Genomic DNA, 18,121 nt, shown 5'->3' on the forward strand with positions numbered 1-18,121 from the left:
GACTACACCGCGGCCGTTCGTCAGCCGTGATTCATACAGAGCCGAACCGGTCAGGCCAGTTCGGTTGCGGTGCCACCGGCAGCGGCGATCTTCTCCTTGGCGGAACCGGAGAACTTGTTCGCGGAAACCTGGACGGCAACCGTGATCTCGCCCTCGCCGAGGACCTTGACGAGCTGGTTCTTGCGAACCAGGCCGTTTGCCACGAGCTCGTCGACGCCGATCCGGCCACCCTCCGGGAAGACCCGGGCGATGTCGCTGACGTTGACGACCTGGTACTCGGTGCGGAATGCGTTCTTGAAGCCCTTGAGCTTCGGCAGACGCATATGCAGGGGCATCTGGCCACCTTCGAAGGCTGCCGGGACGTTCTTACGCGCCTTGGTGCCCTTCGTACCGCGACCAGCGGTCTTGCCCTTGGAACCCTCACCGCGTCCGACGCGGGTCTTGTCCGTCTTCGCGCCCGGGGCCGGGCGCAGGTGATGCAGCTTGATGGTCATTCTCAGACCTCCTCAACGGTCACGAGGTGACGCACCACGTTGATCAAGCCACGGTTCTGCGAGTTGTCCTCGCGGACCACCGACTGGCGGATCTTCCGCAGGCCGAGGGTGCGCAGGCTGTCACGCTGATTCTGCTTGGTACCGATGGTGCTCTTGATCTGGGTGATCTTCAGCTCTGCCATTACTTCACGCTCCCAGCAGCAAGTGCACGGGCGCGGAGCATGCCGGCGGGAGCGACGTCCTCGAGGGGGAGGCCACGGCGAGCCGCAACTTCCTCCGGACGCTGCAGGCCCTTGAGAGCTGCAACCGTCGCGTGCACCACGTTGATGGCATTGTCGGAGCCGAGCGACTTCGACAGGATGTCGGAGATGCCCGCGCACTCCAGCACGGCGCGCACAGCGCCACCGGCGATCACACCGGTACCGGGGGAAGCCGGACGCAGCAGGACGACGCCTGCAGCAGCCTCACCCTGAACCGGGTGGGTGATGGTTCCGCCGATGAGCGGAACGCGGAAGAAGTTCTTGCGAGCTTCCTCGACACCCTTGGTGATGGCCGCGGGAACTTCCTTGGCCTTGCCGTAGCCGACGCCGACCACACCGTTGCCGTCTCCGACGATCACCAGCGCGGTGAAGCTGAAACGACGGCCGCCCTTGACGACCTTCGACACTCGGTTGATCGAGACGACACGCTCGATGTGGTTCGACCGCTCGGCAGCGTTGCCGCCGCGCGAGTCACGATCGCGGCGGTCGCCGCGACCACCACGGTTGTCCCCGGTGTTGGGGCCATTCTGTCCGGCGGGGCCGCTTCCGCCGTCACGCCGCTGACGTCCCGGCATCAGACGTTCCTTCCGTTAGCAAAGATGATCATCAGAACTTCAGCCCGCTCTCGCGTGCTGCGTCCGCGAGGGCCGCAATGCGGCCGCTGTAGGTGTGTCCACCGCGGTCGAAGACCACGGATTCCACGCCGGCAGCCTTCGCGCGCTCGGCGATCAGCTGTCCGACCTTGGCGCCGCGCGCCTTCTTGTCGCCCTCGAGCGCACGCACGTCGGCCTCGATGGTCGACGCAGCGGCAACGGTCGTGCCGGTGAGGTCGTTGATGACCTGCACGTGCATGTGGCGCGACGAGCGGTTGACGACGAGACGCGGACGCTCTGCCGTTCCGGCGATCTTCTTGCGGAGGCGGAAATGACGACGCGTCTTCGACAGCCGACGCGTCGTGGACGCATCCTTGCCGCGCGGGATCCGCTTGGCCTTCTGGTTCTCGGTCTGGCTCATGATCACTTACCCGTCTTTCCGACCTTGCGACGGACCTGCTCGCCCTCGTAGCGGATGCCCTTGCCCTTGTACGGGTCGGACTTACGCAAACGGCGGACGTTGGCCGCGATCTGGCCGACCTGCTGCTTGTCGATACCCGCAATCGAGAACTTCGTGGGTGACTCGACGGCAAAGGTGATGCCTTCGGGGGCCTCGATGAGCACCGGGTGGCTGTAACCGAGCGAGAACTCGAGGTCCTTGCCCTTGAGCGCCACGCGGTAGCCGACGCCGAAGATCTCCATCTTGATGGTGTAGCCCTCGGTCACACCGACGATGAGGTTCTGCACCAGGGTCCGCGACAGACCGTGCAGCGCACGGCTGCGACGCTCGTCGTTGGGGCGGTTGATGTTCAGTGCCCCGTCGTCGCCCTTGGCAACAGTGATGGGCTCAGCGATCGTCAGCGACAGGTTGCCCTTGGGGCCCTTCACTGCGACGTTCTGGCCATCGATGTTCACCTCGACACCCGAGGGAACTGCAACGGGGAGTTTTCCGATTCGCGACATTGTGGTGGCCTCCCTTACCAGACGTAGGCGAGGACTTCCCCGCCTACTCCCTGCTTGGCCGCCTGGCGATCGGTGAGCAGACCGGAGGACGTGGAGATGATCGCCACGCCGAGTCCGCCCAGGACCTTGGGCAGGTTGGTGGACTTCGCGTACACGCGAAGGCCGGGCTTCGAAACGCGACGCACGCCGGCGAGGCTGCGCTCACGGGAAGGCCCGTACTTGAGGTCGACGACGAGGGTCTTGCCCACCTCGGCGTCCTCGGTGCGGTAGTCGGAGATGTAGCCCTCGCGCTTGAGGATCTCGGCGATGTTCACCTTGATCTTCGATGACGGGAGCTTGACCTCGTCGTGGAACGCCGTGTTGGCGTTACGCAGACGTGTCAAGAAGTCTGCGATGGGGTCGGTCATGGTCATGGTCTGACCTGTACACCTTTCTCGGAGCGGTTCCCATGCAACACCGGGAGGACCCGGCCGTGGGCCTGCAGCGAATTTGGTTTCAATGCGAGCCGGCCCGGAGCGGGCCGACCCCTGACAGCGTGATGGTGGGCGGAGGCGCGAGGCGCGCCGCCCACCCGCTCACGTCACCAGGAGCTCTTGTGAACTCCCGGAAGCTCACCGGCGTGTGCCATCTCACGGAGGCAGACGCGGCAGAGACCGAACTTGCGGTACACCGCGTGCGGACGACCGCAACGCTGGCAGCGCGTGTAGGCGCGGACCGCGAACTTGGGCTTCTTGTTGGCCTTGTTGACCAGTGCCTTCTTAGCCATGGGCTCAGTTCTCCTTGAACGGGAAGCCGAGGTGCTTGAGCAGGGCACGGCCTTCTTCGTTGTTGGTAGCGGTGGTCACGACAGTGATGTCCATGCCGCGCGGGCGGTCGATCTTGTCCACATCGATCTCGTGGAACATCGACTGCTCGTTCAGGCCGAACGTGTAGTTGCCGTTGCCATCGAACTGGTTGCCGTTCAGGCCACGGAAGTCGCGGATACGGGGAAGCGCAATGGACACGAGACGGTCCAGGAACTCCCACATACGATCGCCGCGCAGCGTGACGCGCGCACCGATGGGCATACCCTCGCGAAGCTTGAACTGCGCGATGGACTTACGGGCCTTGCGGATCTCCGGCTTCTGACCGGTGATCAACGCGAGGTCGTTGACCGCACCGTTGATGAGCTTCGCGTCGCGGGCAGCGTCGCCGACACCCATGTTGACGACGACCTTCACGACGCCGGGGATCTGCATGACGTTCGCGTAGGCGAACTCCGCGTTCAGCGCGTCACGGATCTCCGCACGGTAGCGGGTCTTCAGACGCGGCTGGATCTTGTTCTCGGTGGTGGTCATGTCAGATGTCCTTCCCGTTCTTCCGGGAAATCCGAACGCGCTTGCCGGTTTCCTCATCGGTCCGGTAGCCCACACGAGTGGGGTTTCCGTCCGAGTCGACGACCGCAACGTTGGAAACGTGGATCGGGGCCTCCTGCGTCACGATGCCGCCCGAAGAGGCGCCACGCTCGTTGGCCGAGACCGCGGTGTGCTTCTTGATCCGGTTCACGCCCTCGACGAGGACACGGTTCTCGCGCGGGAAGGCAGCGATGACCTTGCCCTTCGCGCCCTTGTCCTTACCCGAGATGACGAGCACGGTGTCGCCCTTGTGCACCTTCATCACAGCACCTCCGGAGCGAGCGAGACGATCTTCATGAACCGCTTGTCGCGAAGCTCGCGACCGACGGGTCCGAAGATGCGGGTGCCGCGCGGATCGTTGTCACCCTTGATGATGACTGCGGCGTTCTCATCGAACTTGATGTACGAGCCGTCCGGCCGACGGCGCTCCTTGGCGGTGCGCACGATCACGGCCTTGACGACATCGCCACGCTTGACGTTGCCGCCGGGGATGGCGTCCTTGACGGTGGCGACAATGATGTCACCGATACCGGCGTAGCGACGGGACGAACCACCGAGAACGCGGATGCAGAGAATCTCCTTGGCACCCGTGTTGTCGGCGACACGCAGTCGCGACTCCTGCTGGATCACTTACGTCTCCTTGACCTGGATTGGTATGTACGTCAGATTTCCGACCTGGACGTACGCGGTCGTCGGCTGCTCACGGCGCACGCGCGAAAGACACACGGGTCCCGCGAAGCAACCCGTCCAGAGTAGGCCATATACCGCACCCAGGGCAAATTAGCGAACTGTGAGCTCGCCCCTGGCCCCGGATCCGGGTGTGTCGCACGATACTTCGCGCACCCACCCGCACTCCGAACACGCCTCGGCCCGGCATCCGAAACGGATGCCGGGCCGAGGCTTTTCGTCACACGAGGTGTGAAGGCCTACTTGGCCTTCTCGAGCACCTCGACCAGACGCCAGCGCTTCGACGCGGACAGCGGACGGGTCTCCATCAGCTGCACGCGGTCGCCGACGCCGGCAAGACTGTTCTCGTCGTGTGCCTTCACCTTGGTGGTACGGCGAATGATCTTGCCGTACAGCGGGTGCTTCACGCGATCCTCGAGCTCGACCACGATGGTCTTTTCCATCTTGTCCGAGACGACGTAGCCGATGCGGACCTTGCGGCTCGCGCGCTCTTCGTTCTGGGTCACTGCCTTTTCCTCACTCATGCCACGTCACCCGCATCCGGGCCGGTGGCCAGACCGAGCTCACGCTCGCGCAGAACCGTGTAGATACGAGCGATCTCGTTACGCACGGTGCGCAGTCGTCGGTTGTTGTCCAGCTGACCGGTAGCCATCTGGAAGCGGAGGTTGAACAGCTCTTCCTTGGACTCACGAAGCTTCGAGGTCAACTCTTCCTCGGTGAGCTCGCGGAGTTCTGCGGCGGGAGTTTCGGTAGCCATCAGAACTGCTCCTCCCTCGTCACGATCCGGCACTTGCACGGGAGCTTGTGCATCGCGCGGCGCAGGGCCTCACGAGCAATCTCCTCGTTCGGGTAGCTCATCTCGAACAGCACGCGACCGGGCTTGACGTTCGCGACCCACCACTCGGGCGAACCCTTACCGGAACCCATGCGGGTTTCGGCCGGCTTCTTGGTGAGTGGGCGATCCGGGAAGATGTTGATCCAGATCTTGCCGCCACGCTTGATGTGCCGGGTCATGGCGATACGAGCGGCTTCGATCTGCCGGTTCGTGATGTAGGCCGGCTCGAGAGCCTGGATGCCGTACTCGCCGAAGGCAACCTGGGTTCCGCCCTTGGCGGTACCCGAACGGCTCGGATGGTGCTGCTTGCGGTGTTTGACCCGCCGGGGGATCAACATTGCGTCAGCCCTCCTTGTTCTCTGCCGAAGCCGGGGCGTCGGCTGCCCGTCCCGCTTCGGTGCTCGTCGCGGTGGTGCCCGAGGCGCCGGAACGACGCGGGCGGCTCGGACGCTCACGACGCGGGCGGTCAGCGGGAGCAGCTGCAGCAGCAGCGAGCTCACGACGGCCACCGACGATGTCGCCCTTGTAGATCCATACCTTCACGCCGATACGGCCGAAGGTGGTCTTCGCCTCGTAGAGGCCATAGTCGATGTCCGCACGCAGCGTGTGCAGCGGGACGCGACCTTCGCGGTAGAACTCCGAGCGCGACATCTCGGCGCCACCGAGGCGGCCCGAGCACTGCACGCGGATGCCCTTGACGTTGGGCTGACGCATGGCCGATTGGATGGCCTTACGCATCGCCCGGCGGAACGCCACGCGGTTCGAGAGCTGCTCTGCGACGCCCTGCGCCACCAGCTGAGCCTCGGACTCGGCGTTCTTGACCTCGAGGATGTTGAGCTGAACCTGCTTGCCGGTCAGCTTCTCGAGCTCGGCGCGGATGCGATCGGCCTCGGCGCCGCGGCGGCCGATGACGATGCCCGGACGCGCGGTGTGGATGTCCACACGCACACGATCGCGGGTGCGCTCGATCTCGACCTTCGCGATACCTGCACGCTCGAGGCCGGAGGCCAGGAACTTACGGATCGCGACGTCTTCTTTCACGTAGTCCGCGTACTGCTTGTCTGCGTACCAACGCGACTTCCAGTCGGTGGTGATGCCCAGACGGAAGCCGTGCGGGTTGATCTTCTGGCCCACTACTGAGCTCCCTTCCGGCGGTTGCGAGACGAGTTCGAGCCGATGCTCTCCACGATCACGGTGATGTGGCTCGACCGCTTGCGGATACGGAACGCGCGACCCTGCGCACGCGGCTGGAACCGCTTGAGGGTTGCGCCCTCGTCCACGTACGCCGTCGCAACAACGAGCGTGCTGGGGTCGAGGTTCAGGTTGTTCTGCGCGTTGGCAGCTGCCGAGGCGATCACCTTGGCGACCGGCTCCGCAGCGGCCTGCGGCGCGAACTTCAGAATTGCGAGGGCTTCCTCGACGGACTTTCCGCGGACGATGTCGACGACGCGGCGCGCCTTCATCGGGGTCACACGCACGTGGCGCGCAACAGCCCGAGCGCTCGGGTTTGTGGTTTCAGTACTCATCGACGCTTGCTCTTCCGGTCGTCCTTGATGTGGCCCTTGAACGTACGGGTCGGTGCGAATTCACCGAGCTTGTGGCCGACCATCGAATCCGAGACGAACACCGGAACGTGCTTGCGTCCGTCGTGGACGGCAAACGTGTGACCGATGAAGTCCGGCAGAATCGTGGAACGGCGCGACCAGGTCTTGATGACCTGCTTGGTGCCCTTCTCGTTCTGGACGTCAACCTTCGCCAGGAGGTGGTCGTCGACGAACGGGCCCTTCTTGAGGCTGCGTGGCATTCTCTAACTCCCTCCTTGACTAGCGCTTTTTACCGGTACGGCGGCGACGAACGATGAGCTTGTCGGACGCCTTGTTCTTACGGGTACGGCCTTCGGGCTTGCCCCACGGGCTGACCGGGTGGCGACCACCCGAGGTCTTGCCCTCGCCACCACCGTGCGGGTGGTCGACGGGGTTCATGACCACACCACGGACGGTCGGGCGCTTGCCCTTCCAGCGCATACGGCCGGCCTTGCCCCAGTTGATGTTCGACTGCTCGGCGTTGCCGACCTCGCCGACGGTTGCGCGGCAGCGCACGTCGACGCGACGGATCTCGCCGGACGGCATACGCAGCGTGGCGTAGGTGCCTTCCTTACCGAGGAGCTGGATGCTCGCGCCGGCCGAACGGGCCATCTTGGCGCCGCCACCGGGACGCAGCTCCACCGCGTGGATGGTGGTACCGGTCGGGATGTTGCGCAGCGGAAGGTTGTTGCCCGGCTTGATGTCGGCCGTCGGGCCGGACTCGATCGGAGCGCCCTGCACCAGGCCCTTGGGGGCAATGATGTAGCGCTTCTCGCCGTCCACGTAGTGAAGCAGTGCGATGCGGGCGGTGCGGTTGGGGTCGTACTCGATGTGAGCGACCTTGGCCGGGATGCCGTCCTTGTCGTTGCGACGGAAATCGATCAAGCGGTATGCGCGCTTGTGTCCGCCACCCTTGTGCCGGGTCGTGATACGACCGTGCGCGTTACGACCACCGCGACCGTGCAGTGGGCGGATCAGCGACTTCTCGGGCGTCGACCGAGTGATCTCGGCGAAGTCCGACACACTGGCGCCACGACGGCCCGGCGTTGTCGGCTTGTACTTACGGATTGCCATGAGTCTTCTCGTCCTCTATCTCTCGCGAGTTCCGGCGCCTAGGCGACCGGTCCTCCGAAGATCTCGATGGGCTTGCTGTCGGCGGTCAGGGTCACGAGCGCGCGCTTGGTGTCCTTGCGCTTGCCGTAACCGAACCGCGTCCGCTTGCGCTTGCCCTGACGGTTGGCGGTGTTGACGCTGCTCACCTTGACGCCGAAGATCTTCTCGACGGCAATCTTGATCTGCGTCTTGTTCGAGTCCGGGTGGACCAGGAAGGTGTAGGTGCCCTCCTCCATCAGCCCATAGGACTTCTCGGAGACGACGGGAGCCAGCAGGATGTCGCGCGGGTCGGCGATCGTGCTCACTTGCTCTCCTCCTTGACTTCCTGAGCCGACTCGGCCGGCCCGTGGATGAACGCGTTGAGCGCCTCGACGCTGAACACGATGTCGTCGCTGTAGAGGACGTCGTAGGTGTTCAACTGATCGGGTGCGAGCGCGTGGATGTTCGGCAGGTTCTGCACGCTCTTCCACGCGGCGACGTCTGCACGTCCGACCACCAGGAGCACGTTCTTGCGCTCGGTGAGCTCACCGAGGAAGGTGCGCGCCGACTTCGTCGACGGGGTCTGACCCGCGACGAGCTCGGTGATCACGTGGATGCGCTCGTTGCGCGCCCGGTCGGAGAGGGCACCGCGCAGGGCGGCTGCCTTCATCTTCTTGGGCGTCCGCTGGCTGTAGTCGCGCGGCTGCGGGCCGTGGACCGTGCCGCCGCCGACGAACTGCGGTGCACGAGTCGAGCCCTGACGTGCGCGGCCGGTGCCCTTCTGGCGGTACGGCTTACGGCCGCCGCCACGGACCTCTCCGCGGGTCTTGGTCGAGTGCGTGCCCTGGCGTGCGGCAGCGAGCTGCGCGACAACCACCTGGTGCAGCAATGCGATGTTCGCCGGGGCGTCGAAGATCTCAGCGGGGAGATCGACGGTGCCGGTGGTCTTGCCACCTGCAGCCTTGACGTCCAGCGTCAGCTTGGTTGCGGTCTCGGTGCTGGTCATGCCCGTGCACCACCCTTCACTGCAGTCTTGACGATCACGAGGCCACCCTTGCGGCCGGGGATCGCGCCCTTGATAAGCAGCAGACCGTTCTCGGCGTCCACCTTGTGGACGGAGAGGTTCTGCGTCGTGACGCGGTCGCTACCCATACGGCCGGACATGCGCGTGCCCTTGAAGACACGGCCCGGGGTGGCGCAGCCACCGATGGAACCGGGACGACGGTGCACAGCCTGCGCACCGTGCGAAGCGCCCTGACCGGAGAAGCCGTGACGCTTCATGGTGCCGGCGAAGCCCTTGCCCTTGGAGGTGCCCGTGATGTCGACGAATGCGCCGTCCTCGAACACCTCTGCGGTCAGTTCCTGGCCGACCTCGTACTCCGAGGCGTCCTCGACACGGAGCTCGACGAGGTGGCGGCGCGGGGTCACGCCGGCCTTGTCGAACTGGCCGCGAACCGGCTTGTTGACCTTGCGCGGTGCAATGGCGCCGAATGCGAGCTGCACGGCGTTGTAGCCGTCGCGCTCCTCGGTGCGAATCTGCGTGACCACGTTCGGTCCGGCCTTGACGACGGTCACCGGAACGACCCGGTTGTTCTCGTCGAAGACCTGGGTCATGCCGAGCTTGGTGCCCAGGATTCCCTTGATCTGGTTAGTCATCTGTTCTCTCCGCTGCGTCTTCTACAAGCTCGCTGTAAGTCACTGAATATTGACGTCGACGCTCGCCGGGAGGTCGATGCGCATGAGTGCGTCGACCGTCTTCGGCGTCGGGTCGAGGATGTCGATCAGCCGCTTGTGAGTACGCATCTCGAAGTGCTCGCGCGAGTCCTTGTACTTGTGCGGCGAGCGAATGACGCAGTACACGTTCTTTTCCGTTGGCAACGGCACCGGGCCGACCACGCGGGCACCCGTACGGGTGACCGTCTCGACGATCTTTCGCGCAGATGCGTCGATCGCCTCGTGGTCATAGGCCTTGAGCCTGATGCGGATCTTCTGTCCCGCCACGCTTAGTGTCCTTTTCTTGCCGCGTTTCGTAGCGCCCGAATGAATCGGGAGCCACCTCGTCTGCACAGTTCCGAACGGAACGGCGACAGAGAACAGCACTCATACACATAGCGATCCGGGCTCACCCGATCCGCTGCCGCTGTTCATCTGTCATTGTTCTCCGGTCCACGCGGTCGGGCGTGTCGCTGCGCCGCTCATTCCTCGGCGCCGAAACTTTCGCTTCGACACCGCACAGAACGGGACCGGATGCGCTCATACGAGCGCACGTTGGTGCTGCTTCCGTCTTGCATGTGGCCGCGACCTGGCCGTAAAGGCTCGATCCGCGACTGTTACTACTTTCACCGTTCCGAGCCGCGAAACATCCATGGCCCGGTCAAGGCAACCCGACCAGTATGCAGCAATTCGCCACTGAGTACAACTCCGGGAATGCTCCCCCGGCCGAGACGGAAGCCCTAATCCATCGCGTTCATCGGGGGCGTTCGCAACGGTGCTGCCGCATCCACCGTGTTGGTCGGGTCGGGACCGGGGCCGGGTGCGACCTGCAACACTTCGGGCGCAGCTCCCGGCGCCGGCGCCAGATCGGGCAGATCCCGCCACACCGGGATCGCTTCCTGCAGCTCGAGGCCGATTTCGATGATCCGTTCGTCCTGCCAAGGCCTGGCACCGAGTTGCACGCCGAACGGCATTCCCGTCGCAGACGACCGCCCCACCGGAAGTGTCACAACGGGCGCACCCGAATAGTTGGCCCACTTCACGTCCCCCGGTACGCCTTCGGTCACACTCACGCCGAGGAACTCCTCGCGCAGCGCGCCGTCCACCCGAGTGCCGGGGATCATGACCGCGTCGAGATCGTTGTCGGCGAAGAGCCTGTTGTAGTCGTACTGGTAGCGCAACCGGTCGCGCTCGAGCATCAGGTAATCCACGACAGGGACCGCCAGCGACGCCACCGCAGCCCCCACACTGGTCACCCGCTCCGGCCGATACAGGCCGATCCGATCCGCGAATTGCCGGTGGTACGAACCCATCTCGACCACATCGCCCGTTGCGAGCGAGGTCGGAGTCGGTGGCATCACGACGGAAACCACCTCTGCACCGAGCGAACGCGCGACCTGGATGGCGTCGTCGAACAGGGTCTGCAGCGAAGGCGGGAGATCCGACGGCGGAAGTCCCAGCCGAACCCCGGCCAACGGCAACGCACCCCCTTTCGCTGCCAGCGGATAGCCACCTGCCGGAACCGGGGGGCCGAGCGCGGTGATCGGATCATCGACGTCGACGGTCGCGAGGGCCGACAACATCATCGATGCGTCGGCGAGACTCCGCGCCATCGGTCCGACGTGGTCGCGGGTCCAGGTCAGCGGAATCATGCCGTGGGAGGTGATCCGCCCGTAGGTGGGTTTGATCGACGAAATTCCGCATGCGCTCGCAGGCAGCCTCACCGATCCTCCGGTGTCGCTGCCGACCGCCAGCGGGGCGAAGCGGGCGGCCAGGACCGCTGCACTGCCACCCGAAGACCCACCCGGTGACATCTCGGTGTTCCACGGATTACCCACTTGTGGCGTCGCGACACCGATCGCGAACTCGTCGGTGTGGGCGTGCCCCATGAGGATTGCGCCGGCGTCCTCGAGCTTGCTCCACACACCGGAGTGTCCGGCTGCGATGTTCCCTTCGAGCACTCTGCTCGACGCGGTGAGCGGCAGCCCCGACACCGCAAAAATATCCTTGAGGGCGATCGGCAGACCACAGACATCGGGTGCGGGAGTCCCCTCGCTCCGCGCCCGCGTGAGCCTCTCCCCCGCCGCGTCTGCGCCTGCGTACGCGAACTCCGGATACAGCCGGACCCATGCGCTGGTGAGACCGTCGAACTCCCGCGTCCGCGCCAGGCACGCATCGAGCAGTTCCTTCGGATGCAGCCGGCCGGCGTGCAGGAGACTCGCAGCCTCGACCGCACTCAACAGCGCCGGGTCCGTCGCATCCACCGTGCCCGGATCCGGGAGCCTGTGTCCCGGTGTCGTGGGGCGACGATGTCCTGGTGACGCGTGGCCGACCTGCGCAGTGGCTGTGCTCACGAGCAGCGCACCCCCCGCGAGTGAACCCAACATCCGTCGGCGAGAGAATGCACTACCCATCTCCCCAGCGAAGCACGGATGGGGTGTGAGCGCAGAATCGGCGTACCGGGACAGGCGCAGATGTCGACGGAGAACCGTCGCCGTCGGGAGATTTCACAGCACGAGAAGGTGCCGTACGCGATAATGCCCCGGATCGACATGCCCTCTCGACCCCACCCGACACCGATGATGAACACACAGGAGTAGCCGATGCCCCCGCCCAACCGGTCCGGCTCCTCTCGCCACCTGGGACGTCGCCCCCAGCTGTCGGATGATGTGGCGTCGTTCGTCCGCAATCGGATCATGGCGGGCGACGTGCGCCCGGGAGACTTCGTGCGGCTCGACGAGACTGCGGCCGAACTCGGGGTCAGCGTCACCCCGGTTCGTGAGGCCCTGCTCACCCTTCGCGGCGAGGGCTTGGTCGAACTGGTTCCGCACCGGGGCTACGTCGTAGCGCCTTTGACCCGATCGGACATCGACGACGTCTTCTGGTTGCAGGGGTGCATCGCCGAGAAACTCGCCGCGCGTGCAGCGGAAACCATCGGTGACGACACGATCGCTGAGCTCGACGACATCAACGTCAGGTTCAGCGACGCGGTTCGGACCGGCGACGGCGCACGTATCGAGACCCTCGAGTTCTCCTTCCACCGCACACTCAACCGGGCTGCTGCCGCACGAAAACTCGCATGGTTCCTGCACAACGCGACGCGTTACACGCCCGCGCACTTCTATTCGTCCGACCAGGAATGGGGCGTCGAGGCCGTCGCAGCGCACCACCGAATTCTCGACGCGCTCCGCGAGCACGACCCGAACACGGCCGGAACCGAGACCCGGGACCATTTCACCGACGGAGCACGCCGCCTCGTCCGGCATCTGGACGACATCGGCATCTGGTCCTGATCTCATCTCGAACCGGCGTTCTCGGACACCCGGCCGGGAACGTCCCCGAGCGGTAGCATCTCGACGCAGGAGGCGGGGACCCCCGCTGGACGGGCCATGACCGAGTCCCGACAGGGACCGAGTTCGACGGTGGAGTGCGGATGCGAAGCAACCACGACCATGCAGTCCTCGTGGAGGATGTCCACAAGTCGTTCGGGAATGTGCACGCACTCGCCGGTGTCGATTTCTCAGCTCCGGAAGGCTCGGTCCTCGCCGTACTCGGCCCCAACGGTGCCGGTAAGACCACCATGGTCAAGATCCTGTCGACGCTCATCCGGGCCTCGAGCGGGCGCGCCGTCGTTGCAGGTCACGATGTCGAGACCAACCCTGCCGCGGTCAGACGCTCGATCATGATGACCGGGCAGTTCGCAGCATTGGACGACACTCTCACCGGGCGGGAGAACCTCGTACTGTTCGGACGGTTGATGGGACTCGACAAGGCTTCGGCAAAGCTGCGCGCGGACGAACTGCTCCGCGAGTTCGACCTCGTCGAGGCCGGACGCCGACCGGTCAAAGGCTATTCGGGTGGTATGCGCCGCCGTGTCGACATCGCGTGCGGACTCGTGGTCCGGCCCGAGGTCGTGTTCCTGGACGAGCCGACCACCGGACTCGATCCACGATCGCGTCAAGGTGTGTGGTCGCTGGTCGAATCCCTGAAGAAACAGGGCATCACGACCCTGTTGACCACCCAGTACCTCGAAGAAGCGGACGTACTGAGCGACAACATCATCGTGATCGACAAGGGGACGGTCATCGCGCGGGGCACGGCGAACGAACTGAAGGCCTCGACCGGAGGTAGCTACTGCGAGATCGTCCCCGTCGATCCGGCGGACCTACCACAGATCGTCCACGCGCTCGGATCCCTCGTTCCCGAGTCCACCCGTGCCGATCTCGCGGCTCCCGGCGACTTCGACCGGGTGTCCATCCCGGCTCCCGCCGGAGCGGCGACCCTCACGGAGGCGCTCGATCTGATTTCGCCCCTCGACATCGAACTCGCCGATATCGGATTGCGTCGACCTTCGTTGGACGACGTGTTCCTCCAGCTGACGGGCCACAGCGCGTCGACGGCACCCCCCGAACTCGATGCCGCCGCGGCGGGAGGGGGCGCGTGACGGCCCGCACCGAGCATCTTCCGGCGGGTCGGGTACCCGGCGGCGCGAGTGTGAGCGTTCCCGACCGGCGGTCCGGATCGCACCGCCGTGTCCACCCGAACTCGGTGTCGCAGTGGTCGGCGCTTACCGGACGCACCCTGCGCACGATGGCCCGATACGGCGAACTGATCATCGCTGTGATCGCACCGTTCGTCTTCGGTCTCGGATTCTATCTGCCGCTGAAGTTCGTGATGCAGATGCAAGGCATCGACTACGCGCAATTCCTGATGCCGATCATCGTCCTTCAATCAATGGCGTTCACTGCCATCTCCGCGGCCCAGATGGCGGCACAGGAGGCCACGACCGGGCTGACGACCCGGTTGAAGACGATGCCGGTGGGCGCGACCGTGCCGCTGCTCTCGCGCATGACGGCGGGGCTGACGAGATCAGTGATTTCGCTGTTCGCCGCGATCGGATTCGGCTACGTGATCGGTTTCAGGTTCACCGCGGGACTCGGACAAGCGGTCCTCTTCGGAGTGACGGCACTCGCGATCAGCCTCGTGCTGTGCCTGGGAGCCGACGCAATCGGCAGCCTCTCCAAGAGCCCCGAAGCGACGTCCCAGGCGCTGACGCTTCCACAGCTGATCCTCGGGATGCTGTCGTGCGGTTTCGTTCCCGAGCAGGGCTTCCCCGAATGGATCCGCCCGTTCGTCCGTAACCAGCCGATCTCGCAGTTCTCGTTCGCGATGCGCGACATGGCAGATGGTGGGGTCACCTGGGAGGTGTTCTTCCCGAGCCTGCTGTGGCTGGTCGGGCTGACCGTGGTGTGTCTACCTCTTGCCGTGTGGGCGAACACGAGGCGGAGGTGACTTGATGAGTCAGGACGCTGCGATGGGGACGGGAACCGGGTCGTTCGGATATCCGGCACCGAATGCCGTGGTCGGCGAAGGGTCCTTCGCCGCGTTGTGGGAGCACAGCCGCCTTCAGTGCAGCCGGCTCCTCCTTCGCTGGGCCCGCGATCCGGCGACGATGATCCAGGCATTGATCTATCCCGCACTGACGCTGGTGATGTTCCGGATCGTGCTCGGCGACAGCATCACGGCCGCGACGGGGCAGCCGTCGATCTTCGGGACGGTCCCGATGATCGTGCTGGTCGGTGCGATGTTCGGCTCCGTCGTCAGCGCTGTCGGGTTGCGCGCCGAACGCGAGTCCGGCCTGCTGAGCCGCTTCTACACGCTGCCGATCCACCGATCAGCGGGGCTGGTGGGGCGCCTGATGGCCGAGGCCGTTCGCGTCCTCGTCACCTCGATTGTGATTTTCGCCGCAGGCGTCGTCATGGGCTTCCGGTTCACGCAGGGCATCCCGGCAACGATGTTGATGTTGGTGGTACCCATCGTGTTCGGGATGGGATTCGCCATGATGGTGACCGTTCTGGCCACCTTGTCGACCAAGATCCCGCTCGTCGAGATGGTATCGATCGTGTGCACCCTCCTCATGTTCTTCAATTCGGGGTTCGTGCCGGTCATGGCCTATCCGACCTGGTTGCAGCCGATCGTCGCCAACCAGCCGATGTCGTGTGCGATCGACACCATGCGCGCACTCGCAGTGGGTGGGCCGCTGGCCGAACCGATGATCAAGACCCTGGCATGGTCGCTCGGGATGTTCGTCCTGTTCCTGGTGCCCGCGATCCGCGGCTATCGACGGGCAGCCCAACAGGGATGACCTTGAACTTCCCGGACGGACACGGCTGCCGCTGCTAACCTCACTTGCGTCCAACCAGGTACGGATACGCCACGACCCGGCTGTCCGCCCGAGGAGCTCCGATGAAATTTGCGCGCCGGATCGCTGTGGCCACAGCCACCGCTACCCTTGCCGTCTCGGCGTCGCTGGCCACCACACCCGCGATCGCGTCTGCCCAGCCCACCGCCGACCTGCCTCCTGGCGAGGTCTCCACAGATTCCCCCGCTACGAGCTACAACCGCCTCTCCGAGCTGCTCTCCACGATGGGGCCCAGTACCGACGGCACGAACGATCTCGACTGTGTCCCGTCCCCGGAGCATCCACGCCCGGTGGTACTCGTACACGGAACCGGGTCGGGAATGACGCAGACGTGGCCCATCGTCGCGCCACAGCTCGCCGACCTCGGCTACTGCGTCTACGCGCTGAACTACGGCGGCGCGACGGCCATGTTCGATCCCGATACGACGATCTGGGGCGTCACCGACATCGAGCAGTCCGCAGTGGAGGTACGGGACTTCGTCGACGCCGTTCTCGAGCACACCGGGAGCGACAAAGTCGATCTGGTGGGTCATTCACAGGGTGGAATGCTGTCGCGGCAGTACCTGAAATTCGAGGGTGGAGCCGATCCCGTCGACCCGGCGCGCAACAAGGTCGAGAACCTCGTCATGCTCGGAGCGACGAACCACGGCACGTCCTTCAACGGACTCCAGCAGCTGTATGGGGCGCTGGCAATCCTCGGTCTGACGAACGGGAAGGACATCGTCGCCCAGGCATTGTTCGCCGGCACCAACCTCGGTGTCGCCGGGCAGCAGCAGCTCATCGGTTCTCGGGTGCTTGCTGCCCTCAACAACGGACCCGAGACACTGCCAGGGATCACCTACACGTCGATTGCGACCCGGCACGACGAGATCGTGACGCCTCCGGAGAGCTCGTTCCTCGAGCCCGACCCCGGGGCCGAGGTCTACAACAAGTGGGTCCAGGACCTGTGCCCGTCGTCGCCCGCAGATCATTCGACGATGCTGATGCTGCCCGAATCGCTGTATCTGCTGAAGTCGGCACTCGATCCCGCCTACGCCGGTGCCCACGAAGTGCCCTGCACTGTTCCGGACGCACCCGGAACCGCATAGCGCTCGGCCCCGACCGACACTGCCCCGAAGCGCGAACAGGGCCCCTCCTGGGCGGAGGGGCCCTGTTCGTCGGATGCCGGATCGAAGATGTCCGGCGAGGATCACAGTCCGAGCGCGCGCTGGAGCACCGGCCACGAATCCTTCAGATCGTCCTGCCAGTAGCCCCACGAATGGCTACCCGAGTCGCGGAAGTTGTAGGTGGCAGGGATGTCCAGTTCGTTCAGGCGGTTCTGCAGGTTGTGCGTGCAGTAGTTGGTGGCCGCCTCGATCACGCCACCCACGACCACCTGGTTCGCGAGCACGTCCACCTGGCCGTCGATCTCAGGGCCGTCGAGCGTGTCGTACGGGCCGGGCAGGCCGTTGCCGTTCGAGATGTACAGTTCGAGGCCACGCAGCTGCTCTGCGTTGATATACGGGTCCTTCTCGCGCCACATCGGGTCGTCGAGCTCGCCCCACATGTTGCGAGTGTCTCCCCCGCCCCAGGTTTCGGTGGTCACCTTCACGAACTGCTGCCCCAACGGATCGGAGGTCTGCGCGCAGCCGCTGTACGCCGCCACACCGTTGTAGAGGTCGCCGCCTTCGATGGCGAGCTGCAGAACCGATGTGCCGGACGACGAGAGACCTGCGATCGCGTTGACGCCGTTCGTTCCGAGTGCGGCGTCGATCAGCGGCGGGATCTCCTTGGTGAGGAAGGTCTCCCACTTGTTCACGCCGAGAACCGGATCCTCGTTCTTCCAGTCGGTGTAGTAGCTCCACTTGCCACCGACCGGCGAGACGACATTGACGTTCTTGTCCTTGAAGAAGTCGATGGCGTCGGTGCGGAACCGCCACGTCGCGCTGTCCTCGCCGCCGCCGGCGCCGTTCAGAAGATACAGCGTCGGGCGGGGCTCACTGGTATCGGCGGGGCGCCACACATCGAGCAGGACTTCCTTGTTCATCGACGCCGAGTGGACGTAGACGAGGAGCTGCTGCTCCCCGTACTGCTCGATACGCGTGATGTAGGAGCCGTTCGCGGACTCGACCACCTCGAGAGGCTGCTCACTGTCCCAGACGGGGTCGGCCGCGGCCGTGGCTCCACCGAAGAACAACGGCAGTGCTACGACAGCTGCCGAGAGCGCGGCGAGTCTCGTCCTTCGAGTGCATGTCCGCGACTCGACAACCTTCATTCGCTTGAACCTCCTCAGACCCGTTTCCGGGACATGATTTCCAGACCTCGG

At 65.0% G+C, this 18,121-nt stretch carries 28 protein-coding genes; 5 read left to right on the forward strand and 23 right to left on the reverse strand.

What is annotated here, in order from left to right:
- Positions 1-50: 50 nt before the first annotated feature.
- The 22 genes from rplO to EV641_RS05685 all read right to left on the reverse strand — a co-directional run bounded on the left by rplO (position 51) and on the right by EV641_RS05685 (position 12,028).
- Positions 51-494: a 50S ribosomal protein L15 gene (rplO, locus tag EV641_RS05580; RefSeq protein WP_132471066.1), complete on the reverse strand. Its 444-nt coding sequence runs from the start codon at positions 492-494 to the stop codon at positions 51-53.
- A 2-nt stretch (positions 495-496) separates the two neighbouring features.
- On the reverse strand, positions 497-676 hold the full coding sequence (rpmD, locus tag EV641_RS05585; RefSeq protein WP_054716674.1) for a 50S ribosomal protein L30: 180 nt from the start codon (positions 674-676) through the stop codon (positions 497-499).
- Complete coding sequence (gene rpsE / locus EV641_RS05590; RefSeq protein WP_132471067.1) at positions 676-1,329, reverse strand: 30S ribosomal protein S5; 654 nt, start codon at positions 1,327-1,329, stop codon at positions 676-678. Before rpsE ends, rpmD begins: the two co-directional genes overlap by 1 nt.
- A 31-nt stretch (positions 1,330-1,360) precedes the next feature.
- Positions 1,361-1,768 (reverse strand): 50S ribosomal protein L18, encoded by a 408-nt coding sequence (gene rplR / locus EV641_RS05595; RefSeq protein ID WP_054716703.1) that lies wholly within the window; start codon positions 1,766-1,768, stop codon positions 1,361-1,363.
- Between the two features lie 2 nt (positions 1,769-1,770).
- Positions 1,771-2,310 carry a 50S ribosomal protein L6 gene (gene rplF / locus EV641_RS05600; RefSeq protein WP_054716679.1) on the reverse strand — a complete coding sequence of 180 codons (540 nt, stop codon included), beginning with the start codon at positions 2,308-2,310 and terminating at the stop codon, positions 1,771-1,773.
- Between the two features lie 14 nt (positions 2,311-2,324).
- Positions 2,325-2,723: a 30S ribosomal protein S8 gene (rpsH, locus tag EV641_RS05605; protein WP_054716682.1), complete on the reverse strand. Its 399-nt coding sequence runs from the start codon at positions 2,721-2,723 to the stop codon at positions 2,325-2,327.
- 167 nt (positions 2,724-2,890) lie between these two features.
- Positions 2,891-3,076: a type Z 30S ribosomal protein S14 gene (locus EV641_RS05610; RefSeq protein ID WP_054716685.1), complete on the reverse strand. Its 186-nt coding sequence runs from the start codon at positions 3,074-3,076 to the stop codon at positions 2,891-2,893.
- 4 nt (positions 3,077-3,080) lie between these two features.
- On the reverse strand, positions 3,081-3,647 hold the full coding sequence (gene rplE / locus EV641_RS05615) for a 50S ribosomal protein L5 (protein ID WP_054716688.1): 567 nt from the start codon (positions 3,645-3,647) through the stop codon (positions 3,081-3,083).
- Position 3,648: 1 nt separating this feature from the next.
- Positions 3,649-3,966 (reverse strand): 50S ribosomal protein L24, encoded by a 318-nt coding sequence (gene rplX, locus EV641_RS05620; RefSeq protein ID WP_054716691.1) that lies wholly within the window; start codon positions 3,964-3,966, stop codon positions 3,649-3,651.
- Complete coding sequence (gene rplN / locus EV641_RS05625; protein ID WP_003938082.1) at positions 3,966-4,334, reverse strand: 50S ribosomal protein L14; 369 nt, start codon at positions 4,332-4,334, stop codon at positions 3,966-3,968. The genes rplX and rplN overlap by 1 nt, the downstream gene beginning before the upstream one ends.
- A gap of 296 nt (positions 4,335-4,630) precedes the next feature.
- Positions 4,631-4,915 (reverse strand): 30S ribosomal protein S17, encoded by a 285-nt coding sequence (rpsQ, locus tag EV641_RS05630; protein ID WP_054716694.1) that lies wholly within the window; start codon positions 4,913-4,915, stop codon positions 4,631-4,633.
- Positions 4,912-5,148: a 50S ribosomal protein L29 gene (rpmC, locus tag EV641_RS05635; protein ID WP_054716697.1), complete on the reverse strand. Its 237-nt coding sequence runs from the start codon at positions 5,146-5,148 to the stop codon at positions 4,912-4,914. Before rpmC ends, rpsQ begins: the two co-directional genes overlap by 4 nt.
- Positions 5,148-5,564: a 50S ribosomal protein L16 gene (rplP, locus tag EV641_RS05640; protein ID WP_132471068.1), complete on the reverse strand. Its 417-nt coding sequence runs from the start codon at positions 5,562-5,564 to the stop codon at positions 5,148-5,150. The genes rpmC and rplP overlap by 1 nt, the downstream gene beginning before the upstream one ends.
- Positions 5,565-5,568: 4 nt before the next feature.
- Positions 5,569-6,360 (reverse strand): 30S ribosomal protein S3, encoded by a 792-nt coding sequence (gene rpsC / locus EV641_RS05645; RefSeq protein WP_132471069.1) that lies wholly within the window; start codon positions 6,358-6,360, stop codon positions 5,569-5,571.
- Entirely contained in the window at positions 6,360-6,752 is a 393-nt protein-coding gene (rplV, locus tag EV641_RS05650) for a 50S ribosomal protein L22 (protein ID WP_132471070.1), read from the reverse strand. The genes rpsC and rplV overlap by 1 nt, the downstream gene beginning before the upstream one ends.
- Entirely contained in the window at positions 6,749-7,030 is a 282-nt protein-coding gene (gene rpsS / locus EV641_RS05655; RefSeq protein WP_054719989.1) for a 30S ribosomal protein S19, read from the reverse strand. The genes rplV and rpsS overlap by 4 nt, the downstream gene beginning before the upstream one ends.
- Before the next feature lie 19 nt (positions 7,031-7,049).
- A complete protein-coding gene (gene rplB, locus EV641_RS05660) occupies positions 7,050-7,883 on the reverse strand; it encodes a 50S ribosomal protein L2 (protein WP_054719986.1) in 834 nt (277 codons plus the stop codon).
- Between the two features lie 38 nt (positions 7,884-7,921).
- Positions 7,922-8,227, reverse strand: a complete 306-nt coding sequence (gene rplW, locus EV641_RS05665; protein WP_054719983.1) for a 50S ribosomal protein L23 — start codon at positions 8,225-8,227, stop codon at positions 7,922-7,924.
- On the reverse strand, positions 8,224-8,907 hold the full coding sequence (gene rplD, locus EV641_RS05670; RefSeq protein ID WP_132471071.1) for a 50S ribosomal protein L4: 684 nt from the start codon (positions 8,905-8,907) through the stop codon (positions 8,224-8,226). The genes rplW and rplD overlap by 4 nt, the downstream gene beginning before the upstream one ends.
- Positions 8,904-9,557, reverse strand: coding sequence for a 50S ribosomal protein L3 (rplC, locus tag EV641_RS05675; protein ID WP_132471072.1), 654 nt, complete (start codon positions 9,555-9,557; stop codon positions 8,904-8,906). The genes rplD and rplC overlap by 4 nt, the downstream gene beginning before the upstream one ends.
- A gap of 39 nt (positions 9,558-9,596) precedes the next feature.
- Positions 9,597-9,902 carry a 30S ribosomal protein S10 gene (rpsJ, locus tag EV641_RS05680; RefSeq protein ID WP_003938093.1) on the reverse strand — a complete coding sequence of 102 codons (306 nt, stop codon included), beginning with the start codon at positions 9,900-9,902 and terminating at the stop codon, positions 9,597-9,599.
- Between the two features lie 452 nt (positions 9,903-10,354).
- On the reverse strand, positions 10,355-12,028 hold the full coding sequence (locus EV641_RS05685) for an amidase (RefSeq protein WP_199233142.1): 1,674 nt from the start codon (positions 12,026-12,028) through the stop codon (positions 10,355-10,357).
- Between the two features lie 189 nt (positions 12,029-12,217).
- On the opposite strand from EV641_RS05685, the gene EV641_RS05690 reads away from it, so the two are divergent.
- From EV641_RS05690 to EV641_RS05710, 5 genes are all read left to right on the forward strand, one after another.
- Complete coding sequence (locus EV641_RS05690) at positions 12,218-12,907, forward strand: GntR family transcriptional regulator (RefSeq protein ID WP_132471073.1); 690 nt, start codon at positions 12,218-12,220, stop codon at positions 12,905-12,907.
- Between the two features lie 140 nt (positions 12,908-13,047).
- A complete protein-coding gene (locus EV641_RS05695) occupies positions 13,048-14,058 on the forward strand; it encodes an ATP-binding cassette domain-containing protein (RefSeq protein WP_132471074.1) in 1,011 nt (336 codons plus the stop codon).
- The gene (locus EV641_RS05700; protein ID WP_132471075.1) at positions 14,055-14,906 is read left to right on the forward strand and encodes an ABC transporter permease; all 852 of its coding nucleotides are present in this window, start codon (positions 14,055-14,057) and stop codon (positions 14,904-14,906) included. The genes EV641_RS05695 and EV641_RS05700 overlap by 4 nt, the downstream gene beginning before the upstream one ends.
- A gap of 4 nt (positions 14,907-14,910) precedes the next feature.
- Positions 14,911-15,759, forward strand: coding sequence for an ABC transporter permease (locus tag EV641_RS05705; RefSeq protein WP_132471076.1), 849 nt, complete (start codon positions 14,911-14,913; stop codon positions 15,757-15,759).
- 101 nt (positions 15,760-15,860) lie between these two features.
- Positions 15,861-16,904, forward strand: coding sequence for an alpha/beta fold hydrolase (locus tag EV641_RS05710; RefSeq protein ID WP_054715139.1), 1,044 nt, complete (start codon positions 15,861-15,863; stop codon positions 16,902-16,904).
- A gap of 101 nt (positions 16,905-17,005) precedes the next feature.
- Here EV641_RS05710 and EV641_RS05715 read toward each other — a convergent pair whose 3' ends face one another.
- The gene (locus EV641_RS05715) at positions 17,006-18,070 is read right to left on the reverse strand and encodes an alpha/beta hydrolase family protein (protein ID WP_054715136.1); all 1,065 of its coding nucleotides are present in this window, start codon (positions 18,068-18,070) and stop codon (positions 17,006-17,008) included.
- Positions 18,071-18,121: the final 51 nt, after the last annotated feature.

The organism is Rhodococcus sp. SMB37, assembly GCF_004345605.1.
Classification (GTDB): Bacteria; Actinomycetota; Actinomycetes; order Mycobacteriales; family Mycobacteriaceae; genus Rhodococcus.

What these genes read in the sequence shown, in the direction of transcription:
- rplO (WP_132471066.1), bottom strand. Translation starts at nt 494, where the DNA reads ATGACCATCAAGCTGCATCACCTGCGCCCGGCCCCGGGCGCGAAGACG.
- rpmD (WP_054716674.1), bottom strand. Translation starts at nt 676, where the DNA reads ATGGCAGAGCTGAAGATCACCCAGATCAAGAGCACCATCGGTACCAAG.
- rpsE (WP_132471067.1), bottom strand. Translation starts at nt 1,329, where the DNA reads ATGCCGGGACGTCAGCGGCGTGACGGCGGAAGCGGCCCCGCCGGACAG.
- rplR (WP_054716703.1), bottom strand. Translation starts at nt 1,768, where the DNA reads ATGAGCCAGACCGAGAACCAGAAGGCCAAGCGGATCCCGCGCGGCAAG.
- rplF (WP_054716679.1), bottom strand. Translation starts at nt 2,310, where the DNA reads ATGTCGCGAATCGGAAAACTCCCCGTTGCAGTTCCCTCGGGTGTCGAG.
- rpsH (WP_054716682.1), bottom strand. Translation starts at nt 2,723, where the DNA reads ATGACCATGACCGACCCCATCGCAGACTTCTTGACACGTCTGCGTAAC.
- EV641_RS05610 (WP_054716685.1), bottom strand. Translation starts at nt 3,076, where the DNA reads ATGGCTAAGAAGGCACTGGTCAACAAGGCCAACAAGAAGCCCAAGTTC.
- rplE (WP_054716688.1), bottom strand. Translation starts at nt 3,647, where the DNA reads ATGACCACCACCGAGAACAAGATCCAGCCGCGTCTGAAGACCCGCTAC.
- rplX (WP_054716691.1), bottom strand. Translation starts at nt 3,966, where the DNA reads ATGAAGGTGCACAAGGGCGACACCGTGCTCGTCATCTCGGGTAAGGAC.
- rpsQ (WP_054716694.1), bottom strand. Translation starts at nt 4,915, where the DNA reads ATGAGTGAGGAAAAGGCAGTGACCCAGAACGAAGAGCGCGCGAGCCGC.
- rpmC (WP_054716697.1), bottom strand. Translation starts at nt 5,148, where the DNA reads ATGGCTACCGAAACTCCCGCCGCAGAACTCCGCGAGCTCACCGAGGAA.
- rplP (WP_132471068.1), bottom strand. Translation starts at nt 5,564, where the DNA reads ATGTTGATCCCCCGGCGGGTCAAACACCGCAAGCAGCACCATCCGAGC.
- rplV (WP_132471070.1), bottom strand. Translation starts at nt 6,752, where the DNA reads ATGAGTACTGAAACCACAAACCCGAGCGCTCGGGCTGTTGCGCGCCAC.
- rpsS (WP_054719989.1), bottom strand. Translation starts at nt 7,030, where the DNA reads ATGCCACGCAGCCTCAAGAAGGGCCCGTTCGTCGACGACCACCTCCTG.
- rplB (WP_054719986.1), bottom strand. Translation starts at nt 7,883, where the DNA reads ATGGCAATCCGTAAGTACAAGCCGACAACGCCGGGCCGTCGTGGCGCC.
- rplD (WP_132471071.1), bottom strand. Translation starts at nt 8,907, where the DNA reads ATGACCAGCACCGAGACCGCAACCAAGCTGACGCTGGACGTCAAGGCT.
- rplC (WP_132471072.1), bottom strand. Translation starts at nt 9,557, where the DNA reads ATGACTAACCAGATCAAGGGAATCCTGGGCACCAAGCTCGGCATGACC.
- EV641_RS05685 (WP_199233142.1), bottom strand. Translation starts at nt 12,028, where the DNA reads ATGGGTAGTGCATTCTCTCGCCGACGGATGTTGGGTTCACTCGCGGGG.
- EV641_RS05690 (WP_132471073.1), top strand. Translation starts at nt 12,218, where the DNA reads ATGCCCCCGCCCAACCGGTCCGGCTCCTCTCGCCACCTGGGACGTCGC.
- EV641_RS05695 (WP_132471074.1), top strand. Translation starts at nt 13,048, where the DNA reads ATGCGAAGCAACCACGACCATGCAGTCCTCGTGGAGGATGTCCACAAG.
- EV641_RS05705 (WP_132471076.1), top strand. Translation starts at nt 14,911, where the DNA reads ATGAGTCAGGACGCTGCGATGGGGACGGGAACCGGGTCGTTCGGATAT.
- EV641_RS05710 (WP_054715139.1), top strand. Translation starts at nt 15,861, where the DNA reads ATGAAATTTGCGCGCCGGATCGCTGTGGCCACAGCCACCGCTACCCTT.
- EV641_RS05715 (WP_054715136.1), bottom strand. Translation starts at nt 18,070, where the DNA reads ATGAAGGTTGTCGAGTCGCGGACATGCACTCGAAGGACGAGACTCGCC.